Source organism: Psychrobacter sp. CX90 (genome assembly GCF_057396305.2).
Genome location: NZ_CM182008.1, coordinates 2,112,469 through 2,126,618 on the forward strand (window position 1 = coordinate 2,112,469; position 14,150 = coordinate 2,126,618).

At 41.9% G+C, this 14,150-nt stretch carries 8 protein-coding genes and 1 pseudogene; 7 read left to right on the forward strand and 2 right to left on the reverse strand.

What is annotated here, in order from left to right; genetic code table 11:
• Nucleotides 1–70: 70 nt before the first annotated feature.
• The 6 genes from dapC to AC2SLN_RS08355 all read left to right on the forward strand — a co-directional run bounded on the left by dapC (nt 71) and on the right by AC2SLN_RS08355 (nt 8,056).
• Nucleotides 71–1,312 (forward strand): succinyldiaminopimelate transaminase, encoded by a 1,242-nt coding sequence (gene dapC / locus AC2SLN_RS08330; protein ID WP_486548277.1) that lies wholly within the window; start codon nt 71–73, stop codon nt 1,310–1,312.
• 125 nt (nt 1,313–1,437) lie between these two features.
• Nucleotides 1,438–3,441 (forward strand): DUF294 nucleotidyltransferase-like domain-containing protein, encoded by a 2,004-nt coding sequence (locus AC2SLN_RS08335; protein ID WP_486548276.1) that lies wholly within the window; start codon nt 1,438–1,440, stop codon nt 3,439–3,441.
• A gap of 144 nt (nt 3,442–3,585) precedes the next feature.
• Entirely contained in the window at nt 3,586–4,191 is a 606-nt protein-coding gene (locus AC2SLN_RS08340; protein ID WP_486548275.1) for a 3'-5' exonuclease, read from the forward strand.
• A gap of 383 nt (nt 4,192–4,574) precedes the next feature.
• On the forward strand, nt 4,575–6,422 hold the full coding sequence (locus AC2SLN_RS08345) for a D-alanyl-D-alanine carboxypeptidase/D-alanyl-D-alanine-endopeptidase (RefSeq protein ID WP_486548274.1): 1,848 nt from the start codon (nt 4,575–4,577) through the stop codon (nt 6,420–6,422).
• A gap of 180 nt (nt 6,423–6,602) precedes the next feature.
• The gene (locus tag AC2SLN_RS08350) at nt 6,603–7,145 is read left to right on the forward strand and encodes a DUF421 domain-containing protein (RefSeq protein ID WP_486548273.1); all 543 of its coding nucleotides are present in this window, start codon (nt 6,603–6,605) and stop codon (nt 7,143–7,145) included.
• 53 nt (nt 7,146–7,198) lie between these two features.
• Nucleotides 7,199–8,056 carry an N-acetylmuramoyl-L-alanine amidase gene (locus tag AC2SLN_RS08355; protein WP_486548272.1) on the forward strand — a complete coding sequence of 286 codons (858 nt, stop codon included), beginning with the start codon at nt 7,199–7,201 and terminating at the stop codon, nt 8,054–8,056.
• Between the two features lie 9 nt (nt 8,057–8,065).
• Here AC2SLN_RS08355 and AC2SLN_RS08360 read toward each other — a convergent pair.
• Nucleotides 8,066–8,807, reverse strand: a pseudogene (locus AC2SLN_RS08360) (IS5 family transposase).
• A 155-nt stretch (nt 8,808–8,962) separates the two neighbouring features.
• Nucleotides 8,963–13,021 (reverse strand): phosphoribosylformylglycinamidine synthase, encoded by a 4,059-nt coding sequence (gene purL / locus AC2SLN_RS08365; RefSeq protein ID WP_486548271.1) that lies wholly within the window; start codon nt 13,019–13,021, stop codon nt 8,963–8,965.
• A gap of 512 nt (nt 13,022–13,533) precedes the next feature.
• On the opposite strand from purL, the gene AC2SLN_RS08370 reads away from it, so the two are divergent.
• A complete protein-coding gene (locus AC2SLN_RS08370; RefSeq protein ID WP_486548270.1) occupies nt 13,534–14,028 on the forward strand; it encodes a pyridoxamine 5'-phosphate oxidase family protein in 495 nt (164 codons plus the stop codon).
• Nucleotides 14,029–14,150 lie beyond the last annotated feature (122 nt).

The window sequence follows — 14,150 nt, forward strand, 5'->3', positions numbered from 1 at the left end:
AACAACACAATAATAAATTCACACAAAGCTTAATAAATTTTATCGATTGAATTTTATTAAAAGGCAAAACATGAACAATCAACTTAACTTACTACACCCCTATCCTTTCGCCAAGATGGCAATATTGTTAGCCGACTCAACGCCAGCTAGTCAATACGAAGCAATCAAACTGGGAATTGGTGAGCCGAAACATACCCCACCCCACTTTGTACTAGATATTATTCAGGATAATTTGGATAAAGTACAAAAATATCCAACCACTGGTGGGCTTCCTGAACTCAGTCAAACCATTGCACAATGGTTAAAAAATCGCTTTAACTTGAACCGTATTGATGCTGCCACAGAAGTAATTCCTGTTATGGGTACTCGTGAAGCAATTTTTAGTTTTGTGCAAGCGGCGGTAAATGTTGGGCCCATTAGTTCAGTAAATAGCAAAAACTGCATTGAAGATAAACCTCTTGTTGTCATGCCAAATCCCTTTTATCAAATTTATGAAGGGGCAACTTTTCTAGCAGGTGCTACTCCGTATTATGTTGCTTGCACTGAAGAGAGTGATTTTAAGTGCGATTACAAGTCAGTGCCCAGTGAGGTTTGGGAACGCACACAGTTGCTGTTTGTTTGTAGCCCGAATAATCCAACTGGCTCTGTAATGAATGAATCAGATTGGCAGACATTGATTGCCTTGTCTGATAAACATAACTTTATCATTGCCAGTGATGAATGTTACAGCGAGTTATATTTTGAACAGAAGCCACTTGGTCTACTTGAAGTATGTGCTAATTTAGATCGCCATGATTACAAAAACTGTGTGGTTTTTCACTCTTTGTCCAAACGCTCTAACCTACCCGGATTACGGTCAGGGTTTATTGCAGGTGATAGTGCCTTGCTAACACCTTATCTGCAATATCGAACGTATCAAGGTTGTGCAATGCCTATCCATCATCAGCTGGCCTCAATTGCAGCATGGCAAGATGAAAAGCACGTTGAACACAATCGCAAGCTATATGCAGAAAAATTCGATTTATGGATAAGTGAGTTGGGCGAACTGTTAGGCTTACGAAAACCTGATGCCGGATTTTATTTATGGGTTGAAGCCCCTAAGCCGTTTGTTGATGCGCAAGGAATGCCTGATGATGAAGCTTTCGTCAAAGCCTTATATGAACAACTTAATATAAATGCATTAGCTGGACGCTATTTATCAAGAGAGGTGGATGGGGTTAATCCTGGGAAAGGCTTTGTTCGCTTAGCGTTGGTAGCCAGTGTGGAAGAAAGCCGTGAAGCCATTGCCCGCATTAAGACTTTATTAGCTTAAATCTTAGCAATAACAATCTGGACAACAAACTTAAACCGCTGAGTCATTTTAGTCTTACAGGTTGTTAATCGATAAGCGTATTATAAATACCATAGCCTAATTATGGATAAGCCAAGGAGTGGCATATGACTCGTTTAGATTTCTCACAACCACCTTTTGACTGCCTGACCCCAGTTGAGCGAGAAAGTATTAAAAAACATAGTCAAGTTCGCTACTTAGGCAAAGGTAAATCGCTTGAAGATAACGAGCTTAATTACTTTTATGTGATACTCAAAGGTCATATACAGCAAACATTGGCAGAAGAGTATGTCGGCGACTTTCATGCATCAAGTGTAAGTAATGACTGGTTTGATGGTCGCAAAATTGCCGCAGAGCAAGACATACATCGCCCTGCTACGACCCAACCCACCAGCATTTCAAACAAAGCATTCAATAACAACACATCCAGCAACCAATACACCTCTGAAGAAGAGCGACAAAATGGTTACCAATACAAAGCGCTGCAAGATACCTTGTTATTGCAAATTGAACCAGACGCTATCGACCGTATCTCCGCTCAAAATCATCATATTAGGCGCTTATTAAGTGGCGACTTGACCGAGCGGGTGCTTGCGTTGGCTGGACGCAAACATTCTGGCCAAGCGTCTAACGCTTTATCAAACCCATCAAACACGATGCGTCAAGTAGAGGCTCAACAACTGATGTTGCAGCCTGTGACAGCAGTTCAATTACTTGACGTCCATAGTGTTGATGAGTCAGCAACCCTATTTGAAGCCGCTACTACCATGACACAGGCTGGGTTAAAACATGTATTGGTTAAACGGGCTTCTTCACAAAACCCAGACCCCTCTGAATCGCATAAAAACAATCTCGGCATTATTACCGATGCTGACATCTGCCGTGCCGTCAGTGAACGACGCGACTTTCAAGCTACCTTATGTCGTGACTACGCCAAGTTTAAACTACGCACCATTCAACACAACCGCGACATCAGCGACGCCCTATTAGCGATGATTCGATATCGTGTGCACCGCCTACCTGTTTTAGACGATAGCGGCAAAGTAATAGGTGTTCTAGGTCAGAGTGATTTGCTCGCTTTTTTAAGTCATCACTCGCATCTAATTACCGTGCAGATTGATCAAGCTACAAACGTCGAGATGATAGCAAAAGCTGTTGAGCAAATTGGACAATATATTCGTGCTCAGCATCATGATGGCATCAAGGTGGGTGTTATAAGCCGTATGGTTCAAACCTTAAATGCTCACGTATTTACTAAGCTTTGGCAACTTATAGTACCTCAAGAAGTGTTTGATAACACCTGTGTCATCGTCATGGGATCTGAAGGACGTGGCGAGCAGATCATGCGTACCGACCAAGACAACGCCTTACTTATCCGCGATGATTATAGCCACCCCAATCTGGCGGAGTATGCGGATGAATTCAACCAAACCCTCGGGCAATTAGGCTATCCGCTTTGCGATGGCCATATTATGATGAATAACCCCATCTGGCGTCAGCCGATTAGTCAATTTAAAGCTCAAGTGGCGTCTTGGTTTGCAGGACGTGAAAAGGAACATGCTATCTGGCTATCTACGGTATTAGATGCCGATTATGTTTGTGGCGATGAGCAGCTCTTTACAAGCCTTCGTGCCTCTTTAAAAACTGCACACCAACATGCCGATCCCATGTTTATTCGAACCTTTGTCCGAGCTGCGCTACAATTTGGCGATGTCAATCAGTGGTGGCAAAAGTTTGCCCCTCTTATTGGCAAACCTATCGATCAGGATATTGATCTTAAAAAAGCAGGTATCTTTCCTATTGTGCATGGCGCAAGAGCCATGGCACTAGAAAACGATATTTATGAGGTCGCAAGTACCAAAGCCCGTTTAAAAGAGCTTGCTAGACGAGGTGTGATGACACAGAAGCGAGCAGAGACACTGAATGAAACGTTAGAATTTTTCTCATCACTCAGATTGGATGTTGCGCTATCAACCGATGATAAGTTTGCCCGTCAAGTAGACCCAACGACACTGTCGGCACTCGAACGCGATCTATTAAAAGAGTGCTTAAATATTGTCAAAAGCTTTAAGAACCAACTAAGCTCGCACTATCAACTTGAGCTGGCTTAGAGGCATAGAAATATTGAGAACTTAAGGCTTAGGAAGACGAACTTACAAATTAGAGAAAACGTTAATCACAATTTCAAACTTTGACTATACACAACTATCCCCTTGCAGGTCTAACATTGCAACCTGACTATTGAGCAACCGATTATGAGCATGCTACATCGCCTAAAATCTAGCTGGCATAAGAAATCTCTTACTCGACCTGAATTGAGCAGTATTTTTGAACCCGCTAAGCCCAATGAATGGGTATCAATTGATTGTGAAATGACCGGCCTAAATCATAAAAAGCACCATCTTTTGTCCATTGCTGCTATTCATATCAATGGCAATGTCATTGATACTGGCAATGGTTTACACCTTGTTTGTCGGCCACCTATCATGCCAACCGAGGACACCATCATTATTCATGGACTACGCCCTTTTGATGTTGAGCATGGATTAAGCTATGAGCAGATGCTAGATAACATGTTACCTTTTATAGGCAATCGACCTATTGTAGGATTCTGCCCGCAGTTGGATATGGGGTTTTTAAATACCCTAGCTAAAGACTATATGGGAGCACCTTTGCCAAACGAGATTATTGACATTCGTAGTCTTTATACCAAACGAAACGGTAACCGTACTAACGGGATTTCTCATAAGTCTCAACATTTAGACAGTATTATGAGAGAACTAGATATTCCAGACTTAGGGGCACATGATGCCTACAACGATGCAGTAATGACCGCTATGACATTTCTGCATTTACGTTAAAACAATTGCTCATCATTGAAAAGTTGTGACACCCTTAACGTTGTGAATAATACCAATAAGCAATAAACTGTACTGACAGTAGACTATTTTGCTATTAGACTCTACTAACCGTTAGCATCACTTTGGTTATGGAGCCTTTTTAAAGCTCATGTGAGTTACAAAGTTCACATTGTATGCTACTAAAATCGCCTATTAAAATAACCTGCATAATAGTAATGTTCAACTTACTTTTTTTTGTAAATCATCTGTTGATTATCATGCGATTGTCAGTCATTAAATTACTCTCTCCACCAGCTCATTTTTTAACGGTAGCACTACAACTACAACCTCTAAAGAAATCTTTTTTAGGTTTTTACATAGGGTTAATTTGTAGTGTATCAGCCATGGCTACTTTGCCAGAGCCCGTTGAAGCAGCGCTTGCTAATGCTAATATTGCTTCAGATGATATCAGTATTGTCATAACGCCTGTAAAGCATCTCGCTTTTTCTACACACAAAAGTGATTCAAACTTAAATCAGCATAGTCTTGTGAGTGTACTTGAACCCATTCCTCTTTCTGAAGCCCTGACTCCAAATCCTCAAGTCATTCAAGATGAAGGAATGACGCAAGCTGAAACAGTGGTAGATTCTGAGCTTTCTGATAGTGAAGGTTCTAATGAAAGTGCGGTTGATGACGACAGTAATCATAAAGGCAACTACTCTATAAAAAGTTATGCCACTAAAACCGCTCCAAACCAAAATAATGTTACCGAAAATTTTACCAATCAACCTCAGCCTTTATCTTTACCCATAAGACATCTACCAGACATGCCACGCACGCCTGCCAGCACTATGAAGCTAATCCCAACATTTATAGCGTTGGATATGCTTGGTGCAGATTTCGTATGGTTAACTGAGGTTTATCATACGGGGTTTATCTTTGGCAATACCTTGTACGGCGACCTAATTATTAAGGGCAGTGGCGACCCTAAGCTGACCTACCAGCGTTTGGCGGTGTTGCTTGCAAAAATTAATAGATCAGGTATTCGTCATATCAAAGGCGATATTGTCTTAGATACATCTATTTTTAGAGATGTAGGTAAAGACCCAGCCGCTTTTGACAATGAGCCCCTTCGACCATATAACGCAAGCCCAGATGGCCTGTTGATTAATTTCAGTAGTATCAAAATGACCACAGTGCCGTTACTTGACTCAGGTAATAGTCAGGATAAGGGTCAATTAGCCCGAATTTTTTATTCTCCTATGCTATCTGAATATCAGCTACCTTCCTTTGTGCCTATGCGAGAAGGAACATGTTCATCTGTTATTAATAGCTTATTGCCTAGCTGGACCACTCATTCATTAAAATTCCAAAACAGTATGCCAAAGTCTTGTGACGCTCGTACCTTGTACCTTGCCTATCCAAACGTCAAAGACTTTGCTAAAAAGGTAATTAAGTATCAATGGCTGCAAATGGGTAATACTTTATCTGGCGATATTATAAGCACAGAGCATCCGATAAAAACCAGATTTAATACCTATCTAGATATGAACGTTAACACTAAGTTCAATCAGCCACCAAAAGCTGCTGTGATGTCCTCATCGCCATTTCCCATGCTTACCTATCAATCTTTACCTCTCTCCAATCAAATATATGATATTAATCATTACTCTAATAACGTCATGACTGAACAGCTGATACTCTCTTTACCTATTTACCGTTCATTAGGTACCGCTAATTATGTGCATGATACAGCATCTTATCAAACAGACATGAATAACTCACAACCCTCTAAGCAGATTGCCGTGACCCCTCAATATTCGGATTATTCAAAAGCTATAGCAACCATCGATGACTGGTGGCAATCAACACTCACAACGCCACCCCCATATATGACCAATGGATCTGGGTTGTGTCGAGACTGCACCGTTACGGCTGATAATCTAGCTGAGCTTCTAGAGTATGCTTATCATCATCCAAGCTTTGACGTTTATGTCAATTCACTCGGCATAGCAGGCATTAGTGGTACTATAAAACAACATGCGGACAGATTACCAAACTCTGCTGCCATTGGTCGTGCATGGGTCAAAACAGGTACGCTTGATAACGTGACTGCTATGGCAGGCTATGTTCACGGGCAATCAGGACAGGATTACGTCGTCGTTAGTATTATTAATAGCCCTGAAAAGCTAAATACCTATCAGGCTCGCTATGCATTGGACACCTTACTCGATTGGACAGCAAAGCATTAATACAAGTCTGTTCTATAGTCTTGTAAACGATCACAATTTCTCTCCCCTGCCACCATTACGTTACCCTTCAATTTAAAGGGTACAATACGCTTGACCCAATGTTCATTAGTTAAAAATGAATGGTCAAAAATAGAACCTACTGTTTACGTCCTGTTTTAAATAGCTAAGGAAAACCTCATCATGGATATGATTTTATTTGACAGCTTAGACACCTTATTACGCATCGTTATTTCGGCCGTCGTGGTTTACTTTTGCATTGTCGTTTTTTTAAAGATCTCTGGAAAACGCTCTACCTCACAGCTTAATAACTTCGATTGGGTAGTAACGGTAATGATAGGCTCTATTGGCGCCAGCACTATTTTATTAAAAAGTGTACCCCTTGTTGAAGGCATTGCATCGATTGTAACCTTGCTCAGCTTGCAATACATAGTGACCAAATATGCCTCTATTTCTCCTGAGTTTGCGAGCGCGATTTTATCAGAGCCCTGTGTGCTGTTTTACGAAGGTCAGTTTTTACCCGATGTCATGCGTAAAGAGCGACTAACTCGTCAAGAGTTAGAGTGCGCAATTCGTAGCGAAGGGATTCATGATTTTAATGAGGTGGCTGCTATTATATTAGAAAGCGATGCCAAGCTTACTGTGCTTCCAAAACGTGAGGAAAGTAAACGATATGATAATGAGGGAAACATCAAACCTTCAGACACTTTAAAACCCATAGCTTAGTGGTGTGCTCATCTATGTTAACTATTGATAATTAACAACTAAAAGGATGTGACATGAAGCCTATTATCTTATTAGCACTTGGCTTAAGTTTAACCTTGCCATTGACCGGTTGTGTCTCAAATACCTCCCCTCACTATATTATCGACAGTCAAACCTATCACGCCCAAGGCAAGAACCAACGTATCTCCTCTATCATCCTGCATTACACATCTGAAAATGAAGTAGAGTCACTGCGTCTTCTAACCACAGCCAATGTCAGCGCCCATTATTTAATCCCGTTAGCCGAGAACAATACCATTTATCAGCTGGTACCTGATAATGAACGTGCTTGGCATGCTGGTAAGGGCGCCTTTGCTGGTCGACGTGTGCTAAACGATACCTCTATCGGCATCGAAATCGTCAATGAAGGCATCAAAAAAGAATGTCGAAGCGCAGAAAATTCAAATAACGATGGTTATCATCCGCCAGAGCATTTTGTAGAATTTACCGATACTCAGGTACAAAAAGTGGCCCAATTGATTCAGAAATTAAGTGACAAATACGAGATTCAGCCGACCCATATTATTGGTCATTCAGATATGGCACCGTCACGTAAGATTGACCCTGGCGCTAAATTCCCGTGGGAGCGTTTGTATAAAGAGTATGATATCGGAGCATGGTATGAGGAAGCGGATAAACAGCGGTTTATAAAAGATGGCTCTTTTGAAGCAATGACTATTGTTGAGATCAAACAGTTATTTAGAGCGTATGGTTACGCTATCAATAACACCGATGAATGGGACAAGCCCAGCCGTGACGTAATTTATGCGTTCCAGCTACATTTTAGACCGCACAAGCTTACTGGCAAAATGGACTTAGAAACTTATGCTATCCTAAGAGCTCTTAATATCAAGTATGTGGATATAAGCTAGGGTATGCCTTCAATTCATCTTACAATGGACGATAGTACACGCCAGATAAAGCATTGACTTATTGCGAGCTAACTTTTCATAGCGAGTGGCGATACTACGAAAGTGTTTGAGCCTTGCAAACATATTCTCTACCAAATGGCGCAGTTTGTATAAGTAGCTATAAAATTCTGGATTCGGCGCTTTAGCATTGCTTCTTTTGAGAATTATAGGAATCATGTCATGCATGCAAGCTTTATCCCTGATCGCTTGTGAATCATAGCCTTTATCAACGATAAAGTAATCTGCATGCCCAATCATGTCAATCACTTTATCTGCAACTTGGCTGTCTGGACGTTACCTCCATTTTAAAATGGAGCGGATATCCATCGGCATCACAGGATAGATGTATCTTTGTAGTTGCGCCACCACGGCTTCGTCCAATTGCTCGATCTTCACCACGCCTAGCTCCACTTGCATGCTGTTGACAGCGAACATAGCTTCCGTCTGTGAATACCCATTCCGTATCAACTTCTTTTCGTAAGCTAAAAAAAATCGCCCATAAGCCAGTTTTCGACCAGCGGTTAAAACGACTATAGGCTGTTTTCCAAGAATATAATTCTTTAGGTATGTCACGCCAAGGCGCGCCTGTGCGTAGCTTCCACAGTATGGCTTCCACGACCTCTCGGCTGTTTTGAGTTTGATAGCAACCATGCTTTGTCATTGTTAATTGCAATTGATCCCAAAGCGTATCTGTTAGTGCTGTTCTTGCCATGACTTGTACTTCTCGCATCGTCTCAATAGATGCAGTGTTGTAACTATTATTTATGGCTTATCCAATTGAAGACACGCCCTAGGAAATCAAATGATAATGTACATGTCGTACCTCAAACGATACTGAGAACATAATCCCGTAAAATTCAAACAATCCTAACGCAACCAAGCTCTCGCATTCCTAAACATACGCATCCATGCGCCATCATCTGCCCATTCGTCAGGTTTCCAGCTATGGTTAATCGCACGCAGATTACGCTCAGGATGTGGCATCATCAAGGTCACACGACCATCAGTGCTACAGATACCCGTTACCCCGCCGATTGAACCATTTGGGTTCAGCGGATAAGTTTCAGTCGGGTTGCCACGACTGTCTACATAACGCATTGCAATTTGACCGTGGCTTGCCATGCCCTCGATATCCGTCTCATTCAACGTTGCCAGACCTTCACCATGTGCCACTGCAATTGGCAATATGCTGTCTTGCATTCCCTTAAAGAATAAAGATTTGGTGCGCTCAATTTTAACATTGACCGTACGCGCTTCAAATCGAGCTGACTTATTGTAAGTGAAGCGAGGGAAGTTCTCAGCTCCTGGGATTAAGTCTTTTAATTGCGCCATCATCTGACAGCCGTTACACACCCCTAAGCTAAAGGTATCAGGACGGGTAAAGAAGCGCACAAATTGCATGCGTAAATCGTCATGGAATAAGATAGAGTTTGCCCAGCCAGAGCCAGCCCCCAAGACATCACCATAACTAAAGCCACCGCAAGCGACTAAGCCATTAAAGTCACGTAAGTCTATACGACCTGCCAGCAAGTCACTCATATGCACATCGACAGCATCGAAGCCTGCGCGTACAAAGCCTGCTGCCATTTCTAACTGACCATTGACGCCTTGCTCACGTAAAATCGCAACTTTCGGTTTGCCACCATTTAAATCAGCTCGGCTGGCGAGATACGGCTCTTCTACTTTTTGATTGAGGTCGAAGTTTGCTTGTGCGATTAAACCGTGATGATTGGCATCAGCAATTAAGTCAAATTCTTGTTGGGCACATTCTGGGTTATCACGACGTTTAGCAATTTGATAACTGACTTGCGACCACGTTTTTTGTAGCTCATTACGGTTAAAGATGAGTGCATCCTTACCTTGATGCAGTGGCGTAATAATGGTTAATTGGTCTTGGTTAGCACCGCCTACTGGCGTCTCAAAGATTTGCCCGATTAGACTCATCATATTGGCAACATTATGCTCATCAGCCAATGTCATTACTGCTTCAAGGTGCTCTGGCAACACTTGAATGACCGCACCCAATTCTTCGGCAAATAACTGTCCAAGTAAGTTATCATTAGTTAGATTCAGGTTGATTGCTACACGGTTGGTAAATTGCATCTCTGCCACAGTCGCAAGTAAGCCCCCATCACCTATATCATGATAGGCGCTGATAACACCTTGCTCACTGCCTGCTTGAATAAAGTTAAAAAAGTTGATTAAATCTTGCGGACTAGCCAAGTCTGGACATTCGTTGCCGAGCTGGCTTTGCGTTTGCGCTAATATTGACCCGCCCAAACGGAATTTTCCATGGGATAAATCTAATCTATATAGGGCGGAATCGGTATTGATTAACTCTGGGGTTAACGTTTTATTCACATCGACAACAGGTGCGAAAGCGGTAATTACCAGACTCATTGGGCTCACAACAGATTTGTCCTGCCCGTCCTCTGTCCAATTGGCACGCATAGACAACGAGTCTTTACCCACTGGAATGGCAATGCCTAAAGCAGGACATAGCTCTTCACCAACCGCATAGACAGCATCATACAGTGCTGCATCCTCGACATCTTCGCCGCAAGCTGCCATCCAGTTTGCCGATAAGGTAATGTCTGAAATTTTGTTAATACGAGCGCCAGCAATGTTGGTAATCGCCTCAGCTACGGCTAAACGTGCTGAGGCTGCTGGATCAATGAGTGCCACTGGAGGACGCTCGCCCATACTCATGGCTTCACCAGTATTGGCTAATAAGCCTGAGCTGGTTACTGCGCAGTCTGCCACGGGTACTTGGTAACGTCCAACATACTGATCTTGAGTGACCATACCAGTGATAGAGCGGTCGCCAATGCTAATTAAGAACGATTTGCTAGCCACCGTTGGATGACGTAATACATCGTATATCGCTTGTTTAATATCAAACGTTTTCCCTGCATCTGCTAAGTCTAATGGTGCAAGCTCTCTTGTTTTACGCGCAAATGAACGCTTCATTTGTGGAGTACCGCCAAGTAATACCTGCATTGGCATATCAACAGGTTGATCATCTAGCAGTTCATCATCAACTTGTAAGTGACGTATTTTAGTCGCCGTTCCCAAGATAGCGTACGGGCAACGCTCACGTTTACAAATGGCATCAAACAACTCTCTGCTTTCTGGACGAATCGCCAATACATAGCGCTCTTGCGCTTCATTTGACCAGATGGCCATTGGCGACATACCCGCTTCAAGTGATGGAATATGGCGTAGGTTTAGATGCGCGCCCATGTCATGATCATCAACAAGCTCAGGCATCGCATTGGATAGACCACCTGCACCAACGTCATGGATTGACACGATTGGGTTACCATCTTTACCGGCATTACTGGCGTCAACATCATCGTCAGCCAACGCCCAGCAGCGATCGATAACTTCTTGGCAACGACGCTCCATCTCTGCATTGTCACGCTGTACAGAGGCAAAGTCTAGACCTTCATCAAGCTCTCCACTGTCTACCGACGACGCAGCACCACCGCCTAGACCAATTTGCATTGCTGGGCCGCCCAGTACGATCAGAAGATCGCCCTCTTGAATGCTATTCTTCTCTACCAAATTACGTTTAATATTGCCATAACCACCAGCAATCATCATTGGCTTATGATAGCCACGTATCTGACTACCGTCTTTATCAGCGCTTAAATCCAACTGAAACGAACGGAAGTAACCGCATAGATTCGGACGACCAAACTCGTTAGAGAAGTTAGCAGAACCGAGCGGTGCTTCGGTCATAATCTCTAAGCTGGATGCCATACGATCTGGCTTGCCATAATCTTTACTGCTTACTTTTCCTGACTGCTCCCACTTCTCTGGTAGATCTGGCAAATGTAAGTGCGATACATTAAAGCCCGTTAGACCTGCTTTTGGCTTACCCCCACGCCCTGTGGCACCTTCATCACGAATTTCGCCACCCGCACCCGTTGAGGCACCTGCATAAGGAGCGATAGCAGTTGGATGGTTATGCGTTTCCACCTTCATCAAAATGTCGATGTTTTCCTCATGAAAGTCGTAACGGTGCATCTCTTTAGATACTGCGTCATCTCCTAAAGAACCGCCAAGTTGTACGATCGGTAACGGATAAAAACGCTGAGCTTTAAAACCTTCCATCACTGCTGCATTATCTTTATAAGCAGATAAAATACCCTCTGGATTCGTCTCATGCGTGTTTCTAATCATCTTAAACAACGATTTCGGCTTTACGTCATCATCAACGGTCCACTCTGAGTTAAAGATTTTATGACGGCAATGTTCAGAGTTGGCTTGGGCGAACATCATCAGTTCAACATCGGTAGGATTGCGCTTGAGCTCTCCTTCTGGATTGCCATACGCATTCATCAAATAATCGATGTCATCACTAGATAAAGCAAAACCAAACTTTTGGTTCGCTTGCTCCAAGGCACTGCGACCCTGCCCCATAATATCAACATAATTTAAGTGGGCTGGACTATGATCATCAAATAACAGTTGAAGTTTATTCATGTCATACACTAAGCTTTGGGTCATGCGATCATGCAAGATTTGCTCAGCATCTGAAGGCAGTTTGGTTGGTAGATTATCACCCGTTAAGGTAAATACAATGACCCGCTCGACCCGCTCTACGGCAAGCTCGCAGTTATTAAAAATATCCGTTGCCTTACTTGACCATGGAGATATTGTGCCAAAGCGTGGGCTAACGATAACTTGTACTTGGTTAGATCCTGCACGGATGAGACTCAGCTCTTCGCCTTGATTTAATAAATCTAACGCCTTTTTATGCTCTGTATCATTTAGCTCACGTGATAAAACATACACTTGTTGGGTATCTATTTTTCTCACTGCGCCGGTCTTATTTAGCGACGTTTGGCTATTCAACTGCTCAATCAATTGATTGGTTTTAAATTCGGTTAAAAAACGGTGTCCAGCGAGGGTCATCATAAGGCTATTTCCGCAGAGTAGAGTTTCAGACAATAATGAATAATGAAAGGCGTGATAACATCAGTCAAAAATGACTAAAAAAGTTCTAAAGTTATGTTAGCTCAATATTATAGCAAGAAGTTGGCGGTAGCGTTGCATTGTAGACACAACTTATAGGGTAATTCATATCTTTATAAACTTATATAGGGGGCAAATAGGCTTGGGTAACATATAAATATTATTCAACCTTATTCAGATCTATCCAGTCTACCTAAAGATGTCATTCAACACGCTTAATTAACTATGAGATTGGTTTAAAACTTTCAGTCTCTCAATTTTCAATAAAACAAAAAAATAATTTTAATTAGATTTCTACTAAGAAGGTAGTTTAAATTATTTACTTAAACCAGCAGGTTCTTACAAAGCCTAACAGTAGCTTACGTTTTAATCATACTGGTAAATAATTTGGCGTTTTACTATAAGTTTTAGTTTTTAATAACCTAGTTTTTAATAATCCTAACAGGAAGATAATTATGAACAAACAGGAAATTATTGACATCATCCATGACATGATAAAAGATGTTAAGTTTGCCATGATGACAACCGTGACTAATGAAGGTCATTTACATGCGTGTCCTATGACCACTAGTGAATCTAGTCTTACAGCCAAAGAAATATGGTTCATTGGCGATAAAACTACTGAAACCATAAAAAACATCGAAAAAAATCCTCAAGTTAATCTATCTTATGTCAGTCAAAAAGATAAAGACTACGCCTCTATTAATGGTCAAGCAGAGCTGGTTGAAGACAAAGCGAAGTTAGACGAGTTATGGACACCGATTTATAATGCATTTTATAAACAGGGTAAAGAAGATGAGAACATTCAACTTATTAAAGTGGTACCGCATGGGGCAGAATTCTGGAAGAATGGTAATAGCGTTGTTAATGCGGCTAAGTTAGCGGCTGCCGCTGTTCAAGATGGAAAAATAGCTGACAACATTGGTAAAAATGCATCTATTGAGTTTTAATATTTAACGTTTCTTTTTATTTGTGCTGTGTTTATAAGTTTCTATTAAATTAAACAAGCCCAAATTAAAAAAGCCAGCTTCTCGCTGGCTTTTTTCAAATTAGATATTTTAAATACCTGTCT

Bases quoted from the DNA above. Each gene is read 5' to 3' on its own strand.
- dapC (WP_486548277.1), top strand. From the start codon at position 71: ATGAACAATCAACTTAACTTACTACACCCCTATCCTTTCGCCAAGATG.
- purL (WP_486548271.1), bottom strand. From the start codon at position 13,021: ATGATGACCCTCGCTGGACACCGTTTTTTAACCGAATTTAAAACCAAT.
- AC2SLN_RS08355 (WP_486548272.1), top strand. From the start codon at position 7,199: ATGAAGCCTATTATCTTATTAGCACTTGGCTTAAGTTTAACCTTGCCA.
- AC2SLN_RS08370 (WP_486548270.1), top strand. From the start codon at position 13,534: ATGAACAAACAGGAAATTATTGACATCATCCATGACATGATAAAAGAT.
- AC2SLN_RS08350 (WP_486548273.1), top strand. From the start codon at position 6,603: ATGGATATGATTTTATTTGACAGCTTAGACACCTTATTACGCATCGTT.
- AC2SLN_RS08335 (WP_486548276.1), top strand. From the start codon at position 1,438: ATGACTCGTTTAGATTTCTCACAACCACCTTTTGACTGCCTGACCCCA.
- AC2SLN_RS08340 (WP_486548275.1), top strand. From the start codon at position 3,586: ATGAGCATGCTACATCGCCTAAAATCTAGCTGGCATAAGAAATCTCTT.
- AC2SLN_RS08345 (WP_486548274.1), top strand. From the start codon at position 4,575: ATGGCTACTTTGCCAGAGCCCGTTGAAGCAGCGCTTGCTAATGCTAAT.